Annotated in this window: 19 protein-coding genes and 1 pseudogene; 6 read left to right on the top strand and 14 right to left on the bottom strand. The window is 46.0% G+C overall.

Annotated elements, in window-relative coordinates; translation table 11 throughout:
* Positions 1 to 17 precede the first annotated feature (17 nt).
* Together ABF86_RS04090 and ABF86_RS04085 are read right to left on the bottom strand one after the other, a co-directional pair.
* Positions 18 to 611 (bottom strand): lytic transglycosylase domain-containing protein, encoded by a 594-nt coding sequence (locus tag ABF86_RS04090; protein ID WP_074456436.1) that lies wholly within the window; start codon positions 609 to 611, stop codon positions 18 to 20.
* A complete protein-coding gene (locus ABF86_RS04085) occupies positions 599 to 2,305 on the bottom strand; it encodes a proline--tRNA ligase (protein WP_011634319.1) in 1,707 nt (568 codons plus the stop codon). The genes ABF86_RS04090 and ABF86_RS04085 overlap by 13 nt, the downstream gene beginning before the upstream one ends.
* Before the next feature lie 228 nt (positions 2,306 to 2,533).
* Here ABF86_RS04085 and ABF86_RS04080 point away from each other — a divergent pair, with 228 nt between their 5' ends.
* The 4 genes from ABF86_RS04080 to ABF86_RS04065 all read left to right on the top strand — a co-directional run bounded on the left by ABF86_RS04080 (position 2,534) and on the right by ABF86_RS04065 (position 6,280).
* Complete coding sequence (locus tag ABF86_RS04080; protein ID WP_011634320.1) at positions 2,534 to 3,097, top strand: RNA pyrophosphohydrolase; 564 nt, start codon at positions 2,534 to 2,536, stop codon at positions 3,095 to 3,097.
* A gap of 105 nt (positions 3,098 to 3,202) precedes the next feature.
* Entirely contained in the window at positions 3,203 to 4,207 is a 1,005-nt protein-coding gene (locus tag ABF86_RS04075) for a cytochrome-c peroxidase (protein ID WP_011634321.1), read from the top strand.
* 214 nt (positions 4,208 to 4,421) lie between these two features.
* Complete coding sequence (locus ABF86_RS04070; protein WP_011634322.1) at positions 4,422 to 5,720, top strand: ATP-binding protein; 1,299 nt, start codon at positions 4,422 to 4,424, stop codon at positions 5,718 to 5,720.
* 26 nt (positions 5,721 to 5,746) lie between these two features.
* Entirely contained in the window at positions 5,747 to 6,280 is a 534-nt protein-coding gene (locus ABF86_RS04065; protein WP_011634323.1) for a response regulator transcription factor, read from the top strand.
* Positions 6,281 to 6,382: 102 nt separating this feature from the next.
* On the opposite strand, the gene ABF86_RS04060 is transcribed toward ABF86_RS04065, so the two are convergent.
* Together ABF86_RS04060 and ABF86_RS04055 are read right to left on the bottom strand one after the other, a co-directional pair.
* Positions 6,383 to 8,542: a TonB-dependent siderophore receptor gene (locus tag ABF86_RS04060; protein ID WP_011634324.1), complete on the bottom strand. Its 2,160-nt coding sequence runs from the start codon at positions 8,540 to 8,542 to the stop codon at positions 6,383 to 6,385.
* A gap of 85 nt (positions 8,543 to 8,627) precedes the next feature.
* Positions 8,628 to 8,785, bottom strand: a pseudogene (locus tag ABF86_RS04055) (IS5/IS1182 family transposase); the annotation flags it as partial.
* 90 nt (positions 8,786 to 8,875) lie between these two features.
* Between ABF86_RS04055 and ABF86_RS12745 the strand changes: the two are divergent.
* Entirely contained in the window at positions 8,876 to 9,079 is a 204-nt protein-coding gene (locus tag ABF86_RS12745; RefSeq protein ID WP_240142214.1) for a hypothetical protein, read from the top strand.
* A 50-nt stretch (positions 9,080 to 9,129) separates the two neighbouring features.
* The gene (locus ABF86_RS04045) at positions 9,130 to 9,297 is read left to right on the top strand and encodes a hypothetical protein (RefSeq protein ID WP_160803467.1); all 168 of its coding nucleotides are present in this window, start codon (positions 9,130 to 9,132) and stop codon (positions 9,295 to 9,297) included.
* A gap of 221 nt (positions 9,298 to 9,518) precedes the next feature.
* Here ABF86_RS04045 and ABF86_RS04040 read toward each other — a convergent pair whose 3' ends face one another.
* From ABF86_RS04040 to ABF86_RS03995, 10 genes are all read right to left on the bottom strand, one after another.
* A complete protein-coding gene (locus ABF86_RS04040; protein ID WP_160803466.1) occupies positions 9,519 to 9,665 on the bottom strand; it encodes a hypothetical protein in 147 nt (48 codons plus the stop codon).
* A 256-nt stretch (positions 9,666 to 9,921) separates the two neighbouring features.
* On the bottom strand, positions 9,922 to 10,335 hold the full coding sequence (locus ABF86_RS04035) for a hypothetical protein (protein WP_011634325.1): 414 nt from the start codon (positions 10,333 to 10,335) through the stop codon (positions 9,922 to 9,924).
* A gap of 749 nt (positions 10,336 to 11,084) precedes the next feature.
* Complete coding sequence (gene pssA / locus ABF86_RS04030; RefSeq protein ID WP_011634329.1) at positions 11,085 to 11,864, bottom strand: CDP-diacylglycerol--serine O-phosphatidyltransferase; 780 nt, start codon at positions 11,862 to 11,864, stop codon at positions 11,085 to 11,087.
* 29 nt (positions 11,865 to 11,893) lie between these two features.
* Positions 11,894 to 12,544, bottom strand: coding sequence for a phosphatidylserine decarboxylase (locus tag ABF86_RS04025; RefSeq protein ID WP_011634330.1), 651 nt, complete (start codon positions 12,542 to 12,544; stop codon positions 11,894 to 11,896).
* 4 nt (positions 12,545 to 12,548) lie between these two features.
* Positions 12,549 to 13,565: a ketol-acid reductoisomerase gene (ilvC, locus tag ABF86_RS04020; RefSeq protein ID WP_074455669.1), complete on the bottom strand. Its 1,017-nt coding sequence runs from the start codon at positions 13,563 to 13,565 to the stop codon at positions 12,549 to 12,551.
* A gap of 88 nt (positions 13,566 to 13,653) precedes the next feature.
* Positions 13,654 to 14,145: an acetolactate synthase small subunit gene (gene ilvN / locus ABF86_RS04015; RefSeq protein ID WP_011634332.1), complete on the bottom strand. Its 492-nt coding sequence runs from the start codon at positions 14,143 to 14,145 to the stop codon at positions 13,654 to 13,656.
* A 4-nt stretch (positions 14,146 to 14,149) separates the two neighbouring features.
* Positions 14,150 to 15,853 (bottom strand): acetolactate synthase 3 catalytic subunit, encoded by a 1,704-nt coding sequence (locus tag ABF86_RS04010; RefSeq protein ID WP_074684540.1) that lies wholly within the window; start codon positions 15,851 to 15,853, stop codon positions 14,150 to 14,152.
* Between the two features lie 325 nt (positions 15,854 to 16,178).
* Positions 16,179 to 17,630: a metalloprotease TldD gene (gene tldD, locus ABF86_RS04005; RefSeq protein ID WP_074684541.1), complete on the bottom strand. Its 1,452-nt coding sequence runs from the start codon at positions 17,628 to 17,630 to the stop codon at positions 16,179 to 16,181.
* A gap of 123 nt (positions 17,631 to 17,753) precedes the next feature.
* Positions 17,754 to 18,617, bottom strand: coding sequence for a carbon-nitrogen hydrolase family protein (locus tag ABF86_RS04000; protein WP_074684542.1), 864 nt, complete (start codon positions 18,615 to 18,617; stop codon positions 17,754 to 17,756).
* 201 nt (positions 18,618 to 18,818) lie between these two features.
* Entirely contained in the window at positions 18,819 to 22,709 is a 3,891-nt protein-coding gene (locus ABF86_RS03995) for a YhdP family protein (protein ID WP_074684543.1), read from the bottom strand.
* Positions 22,710 to 22,773: the final 64 nt, after the last annotated feature.

Below are 22,773 nucleotides of genomic sequence, written 5' to 3'. Positions count from 1 at the left end.
GGCAATATAAATTCTAGTTATTGTGAAACTGTGGAGTAAGTCCAATGGCGATGCCAGGCATTAAACACAAGATTAGGGTAATCGGCCTTGCCCAGACTGCCGTTATATCTTCCCAGCGCCCTGAAATAATCACCTTTCTCCAGATCGAGGTAGTGGCGCAGGATTGTGCAGCCGTAACGTAGGTTGACACGCAGATGAAACAAGTTGTGTTCCTGGCTGCCTATCAGATCTACCCAGAACGGCATGACCTGCATATACCCGCGCGCTCCGGCAGAAGATACAGCATATTTTCTGAAATTACTCTCAACCTGGATAATGCTAAGTACTAACTCAGGATCAAGACCAGCGCGAGTAGCTTCATAATGAACGGTCATCAGAAATGCTTTGCGCTCTTCAATTTCCGAGATCCGTTTCTCCAGGCGCTTCATCATGCTGTCTAGCCAGTTTCTTGCCTCGAGATCGGAAAGTGTAACAAACATGGGTACAGCCCTGTCACTAACGGTACGCTGTAATACTGTCCGGGTGCTGACCGACAAGGATTCATAAGCCTGAGACCCTGCCATAGCCGTACTTGCAATGAAAAATGATAGAAAATTTATCAGCCGCCACATATTTCCCTGATAACAGGGATAACCTCCTGTAGAGAAAGTAAACGGGATGTTTTATCCAGCCTCCCCTGGTATTCCACCATCCCATCCCGCAAATTTCGCTCACCAATAACAATACGGTGCGGAATCCCAATCAGCTCCTGATCTGCAAACATAACACCTGGTCGCTCCTCCCGGTCATCCAGCAATACTTCGATGCCTGCTGCACGACATGCTCGATACAGTTTTTCCACTTCAGCCTGGATCTGAAGGTTTTTATGATAACCAATCGGGATAATCGACAACTGAAACGGAGCAATTGCTACTGGAAATATGATGCCGCGCTCATCACAGTTTTGCTCAATAGCCGCAGCAACGATGCGTGAAACACCGATACCATAACAACCCATTTCCAGAATTTGAGTCTGGCCAGATTCATCCAGATAGGTTGCTTTCATTTTTTCAGAATATTTGGTGCGCAACTGGAAAATATGACCAACCTCAATACCACGGCAAATTTCGAGCATTCCTTTTCCATCAGGCGAAGGATCACCTGTAACCACATTGCGGATATCGAATACCTGGACTGGCAATGGCAGATCACGTTCAAAATTAACTTGAGTCAGGTGATAGCCTTCTTCATTTGCCCCGCAGACGAAATTGCTCATTTCCAGAACTGCCCGATCAGCGATAATTTCAGTTTTCACACCGATCGGACCAAGATATCCTGGAAGGCAACCAGTTTTAGCAATAATTCTGCTTTCATCAGCAAACTCGAAGTTACTCAGAAACGGGATTTTTCTGGTTTTTGTTTCATTGAGCTGATGATCGCCTCGCAGCAGCAGTAGATAAAATCGGCCATCGGCTATCACTGCCAGTGTTTTAAGAGTCTGTTCTATTGGAACGCTCAGAAATTCAGCAACATCCGAACAGGATTTACGATCAGGGGTAGCAATTTTTTTCATCACACCCGCCGGATCCTTACGCAGAATTCCATGTGATATTGCTTCAGCAAGTTCAATATTGGCGGCATAATCGGAATCAGGGCAAAATGCGATAGCATCCTCACCTGAATCAGCCAGCACGTGAAATTCATGTGATCCGCTACCCCCTATCGCCCCAGTATCAGCAGCCACTGCGCGAAATTTCAATCCGATCCGGGTAAAAATTCTGCTGTATGTTTCATGCATAAGCTGGTAGGTTTGTTCCAGACTGCCCAGATCAGCATGAAAGGAGTAGGCATCCTTCATGATAAATTCCCTGGCGCGCATCACACCAAAACGTGGGCGGATTTCATCACGAAACTTGGTCTGAATCTGATAGAAATTAATAGGCAGTTGCCGATAGCTTTTAATTTCACGACGAGCAATATCAACAATAACTTCTTCATGTGTCGGCCCAAAGCAGAAATCATGCTGATGCCTATCTTGAATTTTCAGCATTTGCGGACCAAATACATCCCAGCGACCTGATTCCTGCCAAAGTTCAGCTGGATGAACAGCGGGCATCAGAAGCTCTAGCGCACCACTGCTGTTCATTTCCTCACGGATGATATGTTCAATCTTGTGTAGAATTCTCAGACCAAGCGGCATCCAGGTATACAATCCGCTGCCCAGACGCTTAATCAGCCCGGCCCGCAACATCAACCGGTGACTGGCCAGCTCGGCTTCAGCAGGAGCTTCTTTGAGCGTCGAAAGGAAGAATTGGGAAACACGCATGATGAGGTTCCATTTATCATAGTAGGTAATAAGATAATTTTACCTTGAAACTGTTTTGATCCGGTACGCTTTAGCGGGAATTGACTACAGCATTGCAAGTCAAATTTAGCATGCTGTAAAGATGTTGATGATGCTCCTACTGAGAGTAGCAGCTGTAAATCACACTCAAAATATGGAAAAATTATCGGAAATTCACTGTAAATCAAGCTAAATTGACAGATAAATTGTATGATCGACCGTAATGGATATAGAGCAAATGTCGGTATTATCCTTCTGAACTCAAAAAGCCAGGTGTTCTGGGGAAAACGTGCCCGACAGAATTCATGGCAATTTCCGCAAGGCGGAATTAAATCAGGCGAAACACCAACGCAGGCAATGTACCGGGAACTGGCTGAAGAAACAGGCTTGCAGCCTGTTCATGTGGAAATTTTGGGCCGGACACGAGAATGGTTACGTTACGATGTACCCGCCTGCTGGACTCGCCGCGACTGGCGCAAGAACTATCGTGGCCAGAAACAAATCTGGTTTCTGTTGCGTATGCTGGGAAGAGATTGTGATGTATCACTCAAAACTTGTGCGCATCCCGAATTTGATGCCTGGCGCTGGAACCAGTATTGGGTTGAACTGGAATCTGTGGTTGAATTCAAGCGACAGGTCTATCGCCTGGCGCTGACAGAACTTTCACGATTACTGGATCATGAGACCTGCCTGGGTAATGATCAAGCCTACAGGGAGCCACTGGAACCAGTTAAAGAACTTGAGGAGAAATCTTCTGATGCCAGACAGGGTTGATTCAGTATCTTGGAGTCCTGACTCCGGTCCGGCAACAAAAAATTCAAGGCGTAAGCGGCTGCGCCACGTTAGCCGTTACTATTTTCAAACCTTAAGGAGAATGCAATGATCAAGCGTACATTGACTGTTTCGCTGTTATCGTTAAGTCTGGGAGCGATATTTGGATCTGTTAGCGCAATGGCCGCCAACGAACCAATCCAACCGATTAAGGCAGTCACCCCCGAAAATGCCGAAGTAGCCGAGCTGGGGAAAATGCTTTTTTTTGATCCCAGGCTTTCCAAATCAGGATTTATTTCCTGCAATTCCTGCCACAACCTGAGCATGGGCGGCACTGATAATATTAAAACCTCGATTGGCCACAAATGGCAGCAAGGTCCAATTAATGCGCCAACTGTACTGAATTCCGGTATGAATCTGGCACAATTCTGGGATGGCAGAGCTAAAGATTTGAAAGAGCAGGCTGCAGGCCCGATTGCCAACCCGAAGGAAATGGCCTTTACTCACGAAATGGCAGAAAAGGTTATTGCTTCGATACCACAATACCGCGAATATTTCAAAAAAGCCTTTGGATCCGATGAAGTGACGATTGATCGCATCACAACGGCAATTGCCCAGTTTGAAGAAACACTGGTAACACCGGGCTCAAAATTTGATCAATGGCTGGAAGGTGATAAAAACGCCCTGAGCCAGAATGAGTTGGAAGGTTACAACCTGTTCAAGAGCAATGGGTGTGTTCAGTGTCACAATGGACCGGCAGTAGGAGGAACCTCCTACCAGAAAATGGGAGTTTTCAAACCCTACGAGACCAAAAACCCTGCTACAGGACGGATGGGGGTAACAGGCAAGGAAGAGGATCGCAACGTATTTAAAGTACCGGTCTTGCGAAATATTGAACTGACCTACCCCTACTTCCACGATGGAGAGGCAGCAACACTTGAACAGGCTGTAGAAACCATGGGAAGAATTCAGTTGAATCACGAATTTAACAAGGATGAAATCTCCAAGATTGTCGCTTTTCTGAAAACATTGACTGGTAATCAGCCAGACTTCAAAATACCAGTTCTGCCACCTTCCAACAACGATACTCCACATCCTCAGCCATTTGAGTGATGTTGAAAAGAAAATTCTGATTCTATCCGGATTTTCATGAACTGCTCAGCCACTTCATGTTAAATGAGGGCGGTTGGGCAGTATCAATCAAGATTAACACTACAAAAATATGCTTTAATCTACCCGGCAAAAATCGACAATCTGTTATTTAACAGACTAATCCTGATACCTGCCATAGCAAACCAGTAGACTTAACAGAGCAAACCAACGGGTCATGGGTATTTTCAGTATTCTGAACCAGTCACCTTCTGGCAAAAATCTACAGCGTTTATTCCAGCTCAGGATTATTGCCATCGTTTTCCAAATCATTGTTTTTGGGGCTGTCCACAGTCTTATCGAACTTGAACTGCCATGGACAGCAATTATTCTGACTGTTTTCATGCTTGCGGTTCTAAATTTCTTCACCTGGGTTCGTCTGCGTTATCCTTGGCCAGTAACTTACCCCGAATTTTTCACTCAGTTGCTGATTGATGTTGCCGGATTGACTGCATTACTATATTTTAGCGGTGGATCAACCAATCCTTTTATCTCACTCTATCTGCTTCCGCTTACAATCGCTGCGACTGTGCTGCCATGGCACTATACCTGGGGTATGGCAGTGATCACAATTTCCTGCTATACTCTCCTGTTATTTAAATACATCCCCTTCCCGCATGATCATCTCGATGATCACAGCCGGCATATGTTTGAATTCAATTTGCACGTCTCAGGAATGTGGCTGACATTTGTATTGAGCACCTTACTCATTACCTCGTTTGTTGTCAGAATGAATGCTTCTATTCGTGACCGAGACAAGGAGTTGTCCAGATCGCGTGAACGAGCACTACAAAATGAGCAGATTATTGCCCTGGGCACCCTTGCCGCCGGAGCAGCACATGAGCTGAGCACCCCTTTATCAACCATGGCTATTATTACGGGTGAATTACAGCAGGAATCTCTCGAAAATACTGAATTTCAGCATAATATTCGCATCCTGCGCGACCAGATTTCTCATTGCAAACAAACGCTGACTCATCTGCTGGCAGATGCCGGACAAACCAGAGTAGAAGAAGGCAATGGACAACCTGTCGATCTTTTTTTACAACAGGTAATTGATAAATGGCAGCTGATCCGTCCATCTGTCAAATTCACCCATCAATGTGAAGGCACAAAGCCAGCACCGATTATCATGAATACTCGCCTGCTGAGCCAATCTATCCTGAACTTGTTGAACAACGCAGCGGATGCCTCAACCAGACTGGTAACCATCACCAGTCGCTGGGATGAAAAACAGTTGCACCTCGAAATACTCGATGATGGGACAGGGTTAAACACAGAAGCTGTCGAACATGCAGGGGAGCCTTTTTTTACCAGTAAGGGGCCAGGACAAGGTTTTGGTATCGGATTATTTCTCGCCAATACTAATATTGAACGCTTTGGCGGGAATGTACGTTTATTTAATCGACCCGAAGGAGGGGCATGTACTCATGTCACCATTCCGGTTTCGCACAGAACAACCAGTACTTCACTATGAAAGGAGAATGCCCTGTGAATGATTCCATGGATCGCCCAAGCCTGTTAATTGTAGATGATGATGAAGTTTTTTGTGATGTACTGGCAAGGGCGATGACAAAGCGCGGGTTTGACACCACTTGTACACATAACATTAAAACTGCGATCGAACAGGCGGAATCACTCATACCGGAATATGCCATCATTGACCTCAAATTGAATAATGAATCCGGTTTATCACTTGTTGAAAAAATCAGGGAACTGGATCCTGGAACCCGCATTATCGTCCTAACCGGCTACGCCAGTATTGCGACTGCAGTCGAAGCCATCAAATTGGGAGCAACCCATTATCTGGCAAAACCGGTAGACGCGGATGATATCATGGCAGCGTTTGAGCGCACGGCAGGAAATACTGATATACCGATTAGCCCTCACCCTCTATCAGTAGAGCGCTTGGAATGGGAATATATTCATCGTATTCTTGCAGAGAACGATGATAATATTTCTGCCACCGCCAAGGCACTAAACATGCATCGCAGAACCTTGCAGCGTAAACTCTCAAAAAAACCGGTGCAGCTTTAGTTTCTGCTCCGCTTAACAGATATACACCCGCGCGTTGCGAGTGTATATCTGTCAGCAACTGATTCTGATCAAATGCAAGTTAGAGTTCTGGCCATCGGGAACCTAGAAATTAACCATTGCCGTCAAACGGAAAATACGCGGAGCGCCCGGCATAATGTTGTTATTGTTATGTGCGGAGGTAGCGTATTCGATATTAGCCAAATTTTCGACATTCGCCTGAATGCGAATATTTTTATGCGGTTGTACAAATACTGCCGCATCAAGACGTGTATAGCTTGGCAGTAATACCGTATTATCAACCGCAGCATAGATGCTGCCACGGTGAATCACTCCCAGTCCCAAACCAAGGTAAGACGTAAAATCATACCGGTTCCACACGGCTACCGTATGTTTTGGAACTTGTGCCACAGCTGCCCCTTTATCTGCGCCTGCAATATTCTTGGTAATTTCGGCATCAGTATAACCATACCCCCCCATCACACTCCAATGCGGAGTGATTCTCCCCATCAACCCAATTTCCGCTCCGCGCGTACGTTGACCATCGACCAGTATCGTTCTAGAGAGGTCATTTGGGTCTGCTGCAATAACGTTACTGCGATCAAGCTGATACAGTGCTGCAGTTAGTGCTAGATCTGGGCGGATATCCCACTTGGCGCCAAGTTCCAGATTCATAAACTTTTCAGGCTTTAATGCTTCATTGGTCACCGAAAGTGAGCTTAACTGATCACCAGCACGCGGCACATAGGCTAAACTATAATTGCCGTAAATGGAAAGAGGCTCTATCGGTTTATAGATCAACCCTACCCGTGGCGAGATCAGCCCATCATTGGAATGAACCTTATCACCATTGCGATTATTATGAACAGTCGTATCAAAATTATCGTAGCGTATTCCTAGTACTGCTTTTAGCTGAGGAATAATAGTAATCTGATCTTGCGCATATACACCTACCGCTTCGACCACACCGTGGTTATCTGCATCAGTAACACTTTGCTCGAAAGTGACAGGCACAAATGACATTGGATTGAGAAAAGATACTTTAGAAACGTTATTGAAGAGTCCGGTATTACGGAAATTATCTGTTACTTGATGGCCATATTCCACACCTGTCATGAACTCATGATCCACCCCCCAAGTATTCAGCTTGAATAGCAAGTCTGTCTGGGTAAACAGATTTTTGCGCCGAGTTGCATTGTTATAGGCAGATAAATTTACCGTTCCAGTTGCGTCTTCAGCCGTTGCCTGACCACCAGCATATACGTTCTGATAAAATTTATCGTAGTCAGCATAACGAGTGCGATTGCGTAACTTGATATTGTTATTAAAGGAATGTTCAATCAGTGAGTTGAATGACCAGGCATCGACTCTTGCATGGCTATCATCCGGATTTCCAAAAAAAGTGGAACGGTCGATATCTGCCGGTCGGCCGGAATTGATAACATTGGCCATGGTTCCGAATGAGGGAATGCCGCGATCAACAACCCGGCGATCATAAAAATACTCTCCGCTCAGGACGATTTTGGTCTTATCGGTTGGTAACAATGTAACCGTTGGATTTATTCCCCAGCGCTTCAGATCAACGTTATCACGAAAGCTGTCTGAATGCTCAAATACGCCATTGAGCCGGGCTGCAGCAATTTCATTGATCGGTTGACCTATATCCGCAGTAAAACGCTTGTGGTTGTAAGAACCAAATTCTGCGGTAGCTGCCCTGACCGGTTGCCAGTCAGCTTCCTTAGTGACGCGATTGATGACCCCCCCTGCCCCGCCACGGCCAAATATCATTCCATTGGAGCCTTTCAAGACTTCAACACGGTCAATATTATAAAGATCACGATAATATTGAACATCATCACGCAATCCATCAACAAAGAAATCTCCGGTAGTACTGCTGCCACGTATGATTACGGCATCCCGGTGGCCTTCTCCTTGAGACGGGACAATCCCCGGAACATACCGTACAGCCTCGGTAATGCTTTGTATGGATTGATCACGAATCATATCCTGGGTGATAACTGTAATAGACTGAGGTACATCACGCAAAGGTGTATCGGTTCTGGTTGCGCTGAAACTTTCTTTGGTCACATATCCATCAGTCGGTTTGATCGAGTCCGTGGAAACGTTGATGGCGGGCAGCACCGCCGAATTATCGCTGGCTGACTGGCCTGTTGATGATTGTGCCCATACTGTTTGCATCCCGCTTGAGATTGCAAGAATAGTAACCGCAATGTATACGCCACCCGTCCCGGCTATAAACTTCATTCAAAAATCCCTCATGTATATATTATTGATAAGCATTCTCGTTTTTATATTATATTATATTAATAAATGAGAAAAGAGCAGAAATCTAATATTTGCCCAGGGCAATGCATCTAATTTGCGCGGCTGCGAGAAAAGAAGAGGCGTTTTTAGCATGTCTGTGGTAATTCCATGCCATCTTCTGAGATAAAGGAAAGCATTTTCGACAAGCTGCCTCAATTCATACAGCGCTTTATCATAAAATCTTTCCTGATTAGAAAGATTGTTCAGCTAGGCCCGATTTTTTCTATGATAAGGCCATACTGGTCCAGACAAACCCATTAAAGAGGAACTGTCATGGCCATGAACCGTATCCAATTTCAAGAAGGCTTGTCTTTACCTGCATTTCTTGGGATGAGTAATGTGCGGATGCATTGGAAACGTCACGTTGGCCGCAAGGATTCAGCTGCCCGGGCTGCGGCAACGCAAATTACTACTTACTTCAGGCAGGAAAATACAAGAACTTCCAATGTAAGTGCTACCAGCTACAGACATCTCTGATTGCAGGCACCTTGTTCTAAAGCATCCACTTGTCGCTAAGCATCTGGTTCTTGGCAATTTATCTGATCAGCCAAGCCAAAATCGGCCTGTCGGCGCTCGACCTCAAACGGCAGCTGGACGTGAACCCCACGGCCTGGCTGATTCAGCAGAAGCTGATACAGGCGATGGTCGAACGGGATACCAAATACAATGCTATGTGGCAATGTCCAGGCGGATGATGCTTACCTTGGGGGGAATTGGGGGAATTGGGGGAATTGGCTGGCAGCAAGGCAAACCAGGTATCCGAGAACAAAGTGCCTTTTGTGGCGGCCATTTTGCTCAATGCTGAAGGCCGTCCCCTATATATTGGAATGGTACTACTCCCTGGTTTTACGTGCAAAGCGGTTTTTAACTGGGCTACTGCGGGAACAGTAACTGATCTTGCCATCTAGGGTGTCACCTACGGTGTCAGGGTAATCCCCCAGGGCAGAGCATCCGCGCACATCGGGTAGATCGTACCGAACAGGCGACTCAGCTTGTCGTGAGAGGGGATAACATGGGCATAGCGGGAAATTGCCATGATAATATCTGATCTGATTTTATGCATCTATCAGAGCTTCGTGTGATTGCTCCGCTCACAAAGCCGACTACTGTTGTAGATAATCTGGTAAAAATAGATACACACTCTTGTTACGATGTGTAATGGTCTGCAAATAGCTATGCACAGGGCGAGGTAATTGAGTTTTATAGAGCCCATCAAGAAATTCTTGATCGTGAGCAGCCAAACAGACGAAAAGGAATTTCAAGATGGATTAATTTTTAACTTTGAACTTTGAACTATTTGAAGTGAGAGCACAAATAATTTATTTCAGTATCTCGATGGCTAATCGATGGTATCCGTGTGCAAATTCAAATGGAACACGCCTAACAACGTTCATTGCGCGATCAGATGAAAGTTTGTCTGGCGCATAGATTACGAGGAAGGAGCTACCCTCTTGTGCCGAGTCCAGGTGAATCTGGATAGCTTCATCAGCCCAGCCGTACCGCGCAAGAAATCCCTGGTTCTGATCGAGATTCTCCTGAGCAGCCATCTTTACTTCCTTACTTGAGAAAAATACGCAATCGTCGCGCTCATATCCGCCCGCTATCAGATCCTGTTGTACACGTAGGGCATCTTCCTTATTTGAAAATGCAACCACCACATAGCCGATAGGATAAAAAAGACCGAAACTTGTGGGATATTTTTGTTTTTCTATCGCTTTATCTTTATCTACCATAAAACACCTCCTGATTGTTAGAATACTCTGCCTATTGCGTGACAAGCTTGGCGGCTATTGCGAATATAAAAATATGTTTAGCACCATCTGATCCGATTTGAAGGGCTGTTGCTGGCCACGGACCAGGAAATAGCAAGACAATTTACCCGAAAACTGGAGCCTTCGCTACTAATTCGATCTGCGAGTCCCGCTAGTGAGATCTGGAAACGTTACCCGTGCCGTAGTTCATGTAGCTGCATACAAAGAACCCGGAGCTCAAGTGCCGCGGATAAAAGTGTTGCTACTCTCGTATGCGGATGCACAATTAAAATAGTCATTCGCCATCCGCACAACTACTCTCGTAGCATAGCACGATTTCTAGCGAATGTTCGCGTAATATCTCTTTCTTCAGCGATTGCGCTTAAGGTGTGGACGAGTCGAGGTTTTTCGAGACGTCCAAAAGAAGAATAGCTCATACTAAAAACACTAGAATCAAGTTAATTTATCTGAACAAAGCTTGAAAATAAGCTCCCAAACGTTGTCACCAGATTATTTTGAGCAAAAAAGAAAAGTGTAGGGAAGGTTGATGCAAGGATCGAAAATATATTAGCTTTAGCAGAGAACCAGCAGTCAGGAATACGAGAATAATCCGGGATGCAACTTTACCAACTCCCAAACTGGCTAAATATGCTTCATTCGCACACAGCAAGGACTGATCTGGATGGTAGATTGTGCAGAATGTTGGTCGATATGAAACAGGGCTGGATCACTTAGGTATCCTTACGTAACTCGCTGCGTCTCCTGTTTTTGTATAACCGCCAAAGCTTCATGCCATATCCGGATAATGCATAAGCCAGGAACAATCCAAATAATACAAGCGGCGGATGACTTGGAATCAAGACGAAGAAGAACAGGAGCAGCAGCAATACTACGAAAAATGAAACTTTTCTGTGCAGATTAATTTCTTTACCACTGTAGTAAGGAATATTAGTTACCATGGTTAACCCTGCAAATAGAGTCATGGCCCAGGCTAACCATTTGATATCATCTGCAGCGATCTGAAAGCCCAGTGCTACCCACATCATGCCGGCAATCAATGCAGCAGCGGCCGGGCTTGGTAATCCCTGAAAGAATTTCTTATCTACAATTTCGATTGACACATTAAATCGGGCGAGACGCAACGCTGCACAGGCACAATAGATAAAGGCAGCAATCCAGCCCAGCTTTCCCATGTCTTTCAGGGCCCATTCATACACAATCAATGCGGGAGCAGCACCAAACGAAACCATATCAGATAGGCTATCGTACTCTGCACCAAATTCACTTTGTGTATGCGTCAGGCGTGCCACCCGGCCATCCAGTCCATCAAACACCATGGCCACGAATATAGCCACAGCAGAATGCTCATAATGGCCATTCATTGCTTGCACAATCGCATAAAAACCGGAAAACAACGCTGCCGTTGTGAAGAGGTTAGGTAACAGGTAAATACCCCTCCTTCGCCACCGGACGCTTGCAACAGGCAATTTTTCCGAATCAGATTCCTGCATAAATAGATATGGATATCAGTCGGAAATAATCAGCGAAATTCAGCCAGCACTGTTTGGGTAGCTTGAACCTTATCGCCAATTCCAACATTGACTTTCATTCCTGGTGGAAGATAGACGTCAACACGCGAGCCAAAGCGAATAAAGCCAAAACGTTGTCCACGAGCAAGATGCTCTCCGGGATGTACATGACAGACAATTCGTTTTGCGATCAGGCCGGCTATCTGTACGCAAGTTACATCTCGCCCTTCTTTGGTTCTAATCCACAAGGCATTACGCTCATTTTCCAAAGAGGCCTTAGGTAGACTTGCATTCAGAAAACTTCCGGGAAAATACCATTGATCACGTATTTCACCATCTACCGGACTACGATTCGAATGCACATTGAAAACATTCATGAAAACACTGATTTTTAGCGCTTCGCGCGAAAGATAAGGATCTTGAACCTTATCCACCGCAACAATTCTCCCATCTGCCGGGGCGAGTACTGCTCCGGCAAGAGTAGGTATAACCCGTGGAGGATCACGGAAGAATTGTAAAACGAGCAGAGCAACCAGCCACAATGGTAGCGCCCATACCCAACCAGCAAAAAATTGTACTACTAATGCAACAACAAATGCTCCAGCGATAAAAGGCCAGCCTTCGCGTGCAATAATCGGGTGTGGATAGTAAGAAGTCGACATATACTCAGTTCTTCGCCTGGTCAACCAGTTTGTTTTTCTTGATCCATGGCATCATGTCACGCAATCTGGAACCGACTGTTTCAATCGGGTGTTCGGAAGCAAGGCGACGACTCGATTTAAGTACAGGTGCACCAGCACGGTGTTCCAGAATAAATTCACGAGCATATTCACCCGTCTGAATTTCGCGCAGAATCTTGCGCATTTCATTGCGGGTTGCTTCAGTGATAATACGGGGGCCTCTGGATACATCACCATATTCTGCATTATTTGATACGGAATAACGCATATTGGCGATACCGCCTTCATAGATCAAATCCACTATCAGCTTGACTTCATGCAGACATTCAAAATAGGCCATTTCTGGTGCGTAACCGGCTTCCACCAGGGTTTCAAACCCCGCCTGAATCAGTGACGTTAATCCACCGCACAGCACCACCTGTTCACCAAATAGGTCCGTTTCTGTCTCTTCCTTGAAAGTGGTTTCAATCACGCCACCACGGGTACCACCATTTGCGGCAGCATAAGAAAGTGCTAAATCACGCGCCCTGCCAGACTTATCCTGATGAACAGCGATGAGAGATGGAACCCCTCCCCCCTGGGTATAAGTAGAACGTACCAGATGGCCAGGCCCCTTGGGCGCAATCATGATGATATCCAAATCTTCACGGGGGATGATCTGTCCATAATGAATGTTGAAACCATGAGCAAAAGCCAGTGTAGCGTTTTTCTTCAGCGCCGGCTCAACTTCAGTCTGATAGATCGATGCCATCTGCTCATCCGGTAACAACAGCATGACAACGTCGGCATCCTTGACCGCTTCACTTACTTCCTTTACAGTCAAACCAGCTTTCTTTGCTTTATCCCATGACGCTCCATCTTTACGCAGACCAATGATAACTTCGACTCCCGAATCATTTAGATTGTTAGCGTGCGCATGTCCTTGTGAGCCATAACCGATGATGGCAATTTTCTTTTTCTTGATAAGGGACAGATCCGCATCTTTATCGTAATAGACTTTCATTATTTTCCTTCCTGAGTGTTTATGCAGCCACATCGACAGATGAGCTATCGATGAAATCAGAATCTACCGACAGATCCCGGTAAAAAATTTATAGTTCTAAAATCCGTTCTCCACGGCCGAGACCGGACACACCTGTTCTGGCTATCTCCAGAATCAGATTGCGATCTATTGCCTGCAAGAAACCATCCAGTTTTGCTCTGGTACCCGTAAGTTCTATGGTGTAGATTTTATTTGTAACATCAATGATATTACCCCGAAATATATCAACGAGTCGCTTCATCTCCTCACGATCCTTATCCACCGCCCTTACCTTTATCAACATGAGTTCTCGCTCAACATAACCTTCATCGCTCAAATCAATCAGCTTGACAACTTCAATCAACTTATTGAGCTGCTTAGTAATCTGTTCGACAATTTCTTCAGGGCCATTCGTGACCAGAGTCATACGAGACAACGTCGGATCCTCAGTAGGAGCAACAGATAGGGATTCAATATTGTAACCACGAGCAGAAAACAAACCGGCTACTCGCGATAGTGCGCCAGCCTCATTTTCCATTAACAAAGAAATAATATGTCGCATACTGTTATACCAAAATCATTTCGGATAGACCTTTTCCACCAGGCACCATAGGAAAAACGTTCTCGGTCTGGTCTGTAATAAAGTCTATGAATACAAGCTGCTCATCCAGCTTGAAGGCTTCTTTGAGCGCACCTTCAATATCTTCCGGTTTATCAATTCGCATGCCGACATGCCCATAACTTTCAGCAAGCTTAACAAAATCAGGTAATGCATCCACATAGGATTCAGCATAGCGGTTGCCGTGGAAAAACTCCTGCCACTGCCGCACCATTCCCATGTAGCGATTGTTAAGGTTGATGATTTTGATGGGCAGATGATATTGTTTACAAGTGGATAATTCTTGTATACACATCTGAATACTTGCTTCCCCGGTAATACAGGCCACCTTGCTTCCCGGGTTGGCCATTTGCACACCCATTGCAGCAGGCAAGCCAAATCCCATCGTACCCAGACCTCCTGAATTGATCCAGCGGCGTGGCTTATCAAATTTATAAAACTGTGCTGCCCACATTTGATGTTGCCCAACATCGGATGTAATAAAGGCATCCCCACTGGTTATTTCATATAACTTTTCAACCACCATTTGAGGTTTAATAATATTAGCCGTCCTATCATATTTCAGACAGTCACGTGCACGCCACAGCTCAATCTGTTCCCACCATTTAAGTAGCGCATTAATATCCGTTGTTTCCCTGCCAGCCTTGAGCAACATGTTCAGCTCTTTTAATACTGCCGATACGCCGCCCACAATAGGAACATCTACTTTGACACGTTTGGAAATTGATGATGGGTCGATATCAATATGGATAATTTTCCTTTCTTCATTACAGAAATGTTTGGGATTTCCGATAACCCGATCATCAAAGCGGGCACCTACCGCGATCAGCACATCGCAATATTGCATAGCCATGTTCGCCTCGTAGGTACCATGCATACCCAGCATTCCGACAAACTGCTGATCAGTTGATGGATAACCACCCAGCCCCATGAGTGTACCAGTACACGGAAAATTCAGCATCCGTACGAATTCCGTTAATTCTACTGCAGCATTATCCAGAATCACACCACCCCCAAAATAGACCATGGGGCGTTTTGCTTCCAAAATCATCTGGATGGCTCTTTTAATCTGCTGAACATCTCCGGTAACTACTGGAGTGTAGGAGCGCAGTGAAATACTGGCAGGATAATTAAATTCGGCCTTTTGCTGCGTAACATCCTTGGGTATATCCACTAAAACGGGCCCAGGACGTCCTGTTGATGCAATATAAAAAGCTTTTTTGATCGTTGTGGCCAGCTCTGCCACGTCTTTCACCAGAAAGTTATGTTTAACGCAAGGGCGCGTAATCCCTACTGTGTCCACTTCCTGGAACGCATCCTGACCAATGGCAGCCGTTGGCACCTGTCCGCTGATAATCACCATTGGAATCGAATCCATGAAGGCGGTAGCAATGCCCGTTACAGCATTCGTAACACCCGGGCCAGATGTAACCAAAGCCACGCCTACTTTATTGCTGGAACGTGCATAGCCATCCGCTGCGTGGAGCGCAGCCTGCTCATGGCGAACCAGAATATGCTTGATTTTATCTTGTTTGAACAATTCATCGTACAGGAACAACACGGCACCACCAGGATAACCAAAAATATGACTTACCCCTTCCTCCTGCAGACAGCGTATTGTGATCTCAGCACCTGTCAATTCAGTACTCATACCAGGAAATTCCCAGATTTAAAATAATTTTTTTCATCTTGTAATTAAAACCAATGCCAATTCTTTCTTTATATCGTTTGCTGCTTACATAGCAATAAAGCATTATTGAATAATCCGCGCTCAAGGCTCGAAATTAAACAGTAATGCAGGAAAAAGCGCCGTTGCCCTTATCGATCAGAGATAACAAGCTTTCCAGATTTCCCTTGTCGGCTGCAAAATACACAAGACGTGAGATAAACAATATCCGAGCTATATTACTTGGATTATATATTTACTTCTCGTAAATATCCCCAGTAAAACATGCAGATAATACCAGCACGTATAACTATCCGTTTGTTCCCCCAACTGTTAAGCCATCTACCCTCAAAGTTGGCTGCCCAACACCGACCGGAACACTTTGCCCTTCCTTGCCACACGTGCCGACTCCAGGGTCCAGAGCCATATCATTGCCAATCATGGAAACGCGAGTTAGTACATCAGGGCCGTTGCCAATCAGAGTAGCTCCTTTCACCGGATAGGTGATTTTACCATTTTCAATCATGTAGGCTTCCGCAGCGGAAAATACAAACTTGCCACTGGTGATATCAACCTGCCCACCTCCAAAATTAGCGGCGTACAAACCATGTTTGACAGAAGCAATGATCTCTTCCGGCTCTTTGTCTCCATTCAACATGCAGGTGTTAGTCATGCGCGGCATAGGGATATGAGCGAATGATTCACGCCGGCCGTTGCCGGTAACGGGCTGATTCATCAACCTGGCATTTAAATTATCCTGAAGGTAGCCTTTGAGAATACCATCTTCGATTAAGACAGTGCATTGTGTCGGATTGCCTTCATCATCAATATTCAGCGACCCGCGACGATCACGTATCGTGCCATCATCGACCACCGTCACTCCCGGCGCAGCAACTCGTTCCCCGATACGCCCGGAGAAAGCCGAACTTCCTTTGCGGTTAAAATCTGCCTCAAGACCATGGCCAATTGCTTCATGCAGCAAAATACCCGGCCACCCATTACCTAGCACCACCGTCATACTTCCTGCCGGCGCCGGTTTTGAAACCAGATTTGTTATCGCCTGATGAACAGCCTTGTGCGCATAATCCTGTAACACTGTATCGGTAAAATAACCATAGTCAAAACGTCCACCACCTCCAGCAACACCCTGCTCCCGCTGACCGCTTTCTTCGACTATAACCTGTAAGGATACCCTCACCAGAGGCCGTACATCAGCAGCGAGCAAACCATCGCTGCGTGCAACCATGATTACTTCGTACTCTCCTGCCAGCGATGCCATGACCTGAATAACCCGTTTATCCAATGCGCGCGCAAATTCTTCCAAGCGTTCGAGTAACCTGATTTTGTCAGCATCCTGACAAAGTGCGATGGGATCCAGAGACGGATAATACAACGCCTGTCGAGTAATATTTCCTGACAAACCCATTATACGTGTCTGTTTTTCACTGCCTTGAGCAGCAATTGCGCGTGTTGCACGAGCTGCAGAAATCAGAGCCTGACCGCTGATATCGTCCGAATAGGCGAAAGCAGTCTTCTCGCCACTAATTGCTCGCACCCCTACTCCTTGGTCGATGCTAAAGCTGCCTGATTTGACGATGCCCTCTTCCAGCACCCAGCCCTCCGACCGGCTATACTGAAAATAAATGTCAGCATAATCAATTCGATGGGAAAGAATCTGACCAAATACATCCTGCAACCTGGTTGGATTCAACTCATACGGGGCCAGCAGGTACTGATCAGCTATCGCAAATGAATCCATCATTCCAGAAATAAATTCTCTTTAGTAAAGTGGGCAAATAAATAAACTGTGGCTATGAGGCATGCAATGAAGGCAGCCTGTAGAAAAATTAGGGTAACGTATAAGTCAGATCAAATCTATATTTTCTCAGCAGGCAAGCAAGCACCGATGTTCCAGTGCAGGCAGGCTCGCTCGTACACTTGACTGATATACGCGATCGATTTCTGCGAGCACTACTCCGGCCCCGCGCGGAAGACGATCAATGATTACTCCCCATGGATCAACAATCATACTGTCACCATTGGTTTCACGTCCGTTCACATGGAATCCTCCCTGCGCTGGCGCGATCAGATAAGCCTGGTTCTCAATCGCACGAGCTCGAATAAGCGTCTCCCAGTGAGCTTTTCCGGTAATGGCGGTAAACGCAGCAGGCGCCAAAATGATATCCACTTTACCCATCATGCGGTATAGCTCGGGAAAACGCAGATCGTAGCAAATAGACAGCCCCATACGGCCAAAGGGCGAATCAATTGCAACTACCCGATTACCTGCGTCGATCGTTCTTTCCTCAGCGAAATTCTCGTTACCCAGTGACAGTCCAAACAAGTGGATCTTATCGTATCGTGCCACCTGCCGACCTTGTTCATCGTATACCAGACAGCTGTTGTATACTTTATTGGAAAGAGGTGAAACTAAAGGTACTGACCCCCCCGCCAACCAGATACCAAACCGCTTGGCAGTTTCACTCAGAAAATTCTGGACTTCCCCTTCTCCAGGATTCTCACGTACCGCCAGCTTGTCGGTATCCTTCATTCCCATGATACAGAAATATTCCGGTAATGCCACTAGTTGCGCACCCTTTGTAGCAGCCTCTTCAATCAGACGAAAAGCTTCCTCAAGATTGGCTGTTACACTGGGACCAGAGGCCATCTGTACGGCTGCCACCCGTACTTTGGAATCAATACCTGAACTGGGAGAAGTAGTCAATTCAACATTTATACTAGTCGACATAGTTCTTCCCTCTCTTGTATTCAATCAATATTGTCAAGCTGCCTATACTCAGCTTTCCTTTCCCTTCAAGTTTATTTTGCCCCGGATTTATATTTTCAATTTAATGACAAGAGCGTAAATATCAGGTCTCTTCGTAATTGTTATTGTACCTGACCTGCTTAAATCCGAATAATCGTACTTTGTTTCAGATTGAAAATAACATTATGGCTTATGATTACGCTGCCTAACCTGATTCTCTTCCTCATCCAGCCTGATTACAACCGGGTCATTCCAGCTTCCGGTTATGGCATATTCATTCAGCAGCACCCGGCTAAAAGGATCTTGTAGCGTTCCCGAAGCGATCATGGCAGCAATTCCAGCAATAGGGGTTACTAATCCAAATGAGGGAAATACTTTCAAATTCAAGGCCTGAGTCTCATTTACCAGATCCCATTCTCCGCTCAGAACAAGTTCGGCTGAACTCCCCATAATATATAAACCATCAGTCGAAGCGATACCGTTCTGGATAGCAACATGGCCGCCAAGTTTATCAAAGCCAAATCCTTTACCAAATACATCATAAAAGTCCAACGTCAATCGGCGAGGTAAAGATTTCAGGTCAAAAACCCCCAATAATCTGCCGATACCAGGCTTCAATTCTGTGAATTGCCCGTGCCGGGCATCAAATTGCAGTTTACCGGATAGTGTTGGAAAATTGATAGAGAATGGCTTGCCTGCCCATTCCAGATCGCCTGTCATCGCCCCTTCCCCACGAGCGATACGGCCTGGATAGCCATGGCGCTTCAGAAATTTACCGATATTACCTGATTGCAACTGAATATGGCTAAACACCCGGTAAGGTGACCTGTGATTTTCCCACAATCCACTGGCCTGCAATGTACTATCTGGATGTCTGATATCCAGATTCTCCACCTGCCAGCCATTCTGCTTTTGTACAGCACTCAATTTCATCTGACCTAGCAACACACCATCCACGATCAGTTCATCGGCCTCAATATCCACATTCGGCCAATCTCCAGGGATATCAAGACTGTGCTGTAACAATGCGGGTTCAGGTGCGTCCTTCGGCATAATTAATCTGCTCAGACGCGCTGCCACTTTCTGTGGGGATGTTGCATGCCAGTCTATTTTACCGGCGACCTCACGACTGGAAACCTGCATTTGCCAAACATCATCCTGCCTGTCGATAACAAGGTGGGCATCATTGAAATAGCTGGACAGAAATTCAAGCTGCCCAATTCGCACATCAAACTGTACCGGCCCGGTTAAAATATTATCCAGTCCACGTGCTGTATGATCAATCGAAACATCCGCTTCTGCATGTCTTCGGAACAACTCTCGCCACTGATCCCATTCCAATTTGGCAACAGCGCCTTCAATCCGGGTAATCTGATTCTGTGGCAGCACACCTCTTCCACCAAAGCGGATGATGCCGCGTACCGGGTGGTAATGATGCACAGCCTCATGAACACGCTGAAATTCCGCAGTAATAATATCTCCGTAGCGCAAGCGGGTATGATCGTCATGTGGCCAGGTAAAATATTTTTCCAGACGCAACGGAACAACCTCCGCAGCTGTTTTAGACAAAGGAGCCGGCAACGTGAGTCCCACGCCCTTCAGGGAGGATTCGATCACAATACTGGCTTTATTGTGCTCGATATCCATTCCAAACCGCCAATCGGTACTACCTCGCATAAATTGTGTCCACAAATGTGACAAATTCACGGGTTCAGTTGTGATCCTGTCCGACTGAAAGCGATCAAAATCAGCTCGTCCGCTTGCAGTAATATGCATACCTCCTTCAGGAGTAGAGACAGAGGATATTTCGACTGGCCCACCTAGTACTTTGGCACGAACCCCCTCCAACGCCATGCTAGCTTCAGTAAAAACCAGTGATCCATTAACCTGATAAAAATCAGGAATATAGCGGTCAAAGTTGATCTGGTTATCCATAAACTGATAACGCCCTTGCATTCTGGCAATGGAAAATTCTTTCTGGGTAACTGACAAAGAAACATCTGCCTGCAATCGTCCTTTTCCAGAAAATTCAGCCTGATTTAATAACTCACCAATATGCTGATTTACATCTGCCTTACGCAACAAAGCGGCTATTTCACCACTTTCACCCTCCGCCAGACCTTTTATCCTGATCTTTGGTTGTTCTGCATGCAGATCACCGGATTGCAGCGTGAATTTTTGCAACTTGATACCAGAAATGTTGGCAGAAGAAAGTGACATATCCAAAACGCTATCCTGTAGCGAGACATATCCTGCCATGCCAGAAATTTCCGGCCAGTCACCGGGAGTTTTGATAGCAGCATTGCCAATATCTGTTTCTGCACGAATGGATAACCTGTTCTTTTTATCAGCTGATTGGCTATTCAATATACCCTTAACATGAAACCTTGTATCATGCAGCTGCCCTGAGATGATAGCTTTGTTGATCTCGTTCACCACAGTTTCATCGGTCACCCAGGCGATATATTGACCCAAAAGAGGTATATCGGCCTGTGACAAATGCCCGGCCAAATCTATCTGTCCGGGTAAATTGCCATTAAAAGCATAACTCCCCTGAAGTGCTCCATTCCCCGCATCGCTCGTGAAAACAATATTATTGAATTTCAGCTGGGCCGTTTCATGACCATGCGCAATTTTCCAATCTACTCGCCCGATCAAAGTATCCAATCGTAATTTTTCTTCGGGCTGCTGCGTCTTACGGAGTTCCATATTCCTTGAGGACAGAAACAGGGAGCCATCTGTTTCTGTCATGTTGACGATCCCACTAGCACCGCTGAATGCAGGGTATTTATCAAGTGACTGCACGGCAAGATCACTGAAGACAGCATTTGCTTTGAAGGATGATTTTTCAGACCAATTGCCCTGCCATTCGAGATTTACATGTTTTACTGTGCCGCGAGGAGACACTTCAGACAAGAATTTATATAACCTATTTTCTAGTGGCAGGTTGGCGGCAAGTCTGGTCAGTACATTCAAGTCAAACTTTTCCACCTGCAATCTGTATTCAGGCGGACCACCATCCTTATGATTGCGCACATGCCATAACGCTGCAACTGGCTCAGCAAGGGGAAAATCCTTCAATTCAACACTTAAATCACGTACAAACCACTGTTCATTTGTAGCCTGTGCATCTTCTGTCTTACTCCACCCGCTACGACCATACAAGTGATCGATTTCCAACAGGGATAAATGCTGCGCAAAACGAATAGCTGCTTTTCGCAGATTGATATCAGCCACCCAACGTGAGAGATTGCCAGCACCAACATCCATCCAGGCACGCACACTGCCTTGCCCGCGCTTAAGCGTCAGATCAGCCGGCAATGTCATCCATTCTTGCCAGTTTTCCAGATCAAAATCCTGTAACTGGACGAACAGACGCCCTTGCCACGCTGATAGCATCTGTACAGAATCACCAATCAGATCTCCACGAATATCCACCTTGGAAAACAGTGGGCCAGATGATTGTGCCCGTAACCCGAATTGATGACGCTTTCCCCCTTGCCTGTTCTGCAGAAGCAGATTGACAGATTCAAAATAATGTACAGTGCCCAATCGCAAATCATCCTGCCAGTAGATGATCGCCTGCTTAACCACCAAGCGCCGCTGACGCAGCAGCCAGTCAAAGAACCCACTTTCCTGCCGATCTCCTCCCAAGGTGATGCCTGCAATATGTAATAAGCCCTCTGTATCCCGGCGTGTTACCAAAGCAGGTCGATCAATTACAATTTCGTGAAAATTAAGCTCGCCACGCAGCATTGATCGCCATGAAACTGTACCTTCAATTCCTGGAAAAATTAATACCAGATGACCCTGCTGATCGTGCACACTGACGCCTTGCATCGATAAATGCGGGCGCAGCCCATCCCAATTAGCCTGGATGACATCAATCCGCACTGGCTGCCCGGCGACACGGGTGATTGCTGCGGCAATATCAGAACGGTAATTGCCGATATCTGGCAAAATCCAGTAACGTAATGCAAGCAGCGCCAGGCAAAGAAATAGTACGCCGACCAGAAGACATCTGCCCGCCCAGCTCAAGCAGACCACACAATAGCGCAAGAAGTAACGCGACATAAACCGACTCAATACAAAGCTGGCTCCCGGAATATCTCATCCGTTACCTGAAATTTAGTTTCCA

This window comes from Nitrosomonas sp. GH22, from assembly GCF_009833115.1.
Taxonomy (GTDB): domain Bacteria; phylum Pseudomonadota; class Gammaproteobacteria; order Burkholderiales; family Nitrosomonadaceae; genus Nitrosomonas; species Nitrosomonas eutropha.
This window is presented reverse-complemented; position numbering and strand designations above follow the sequence as displayed.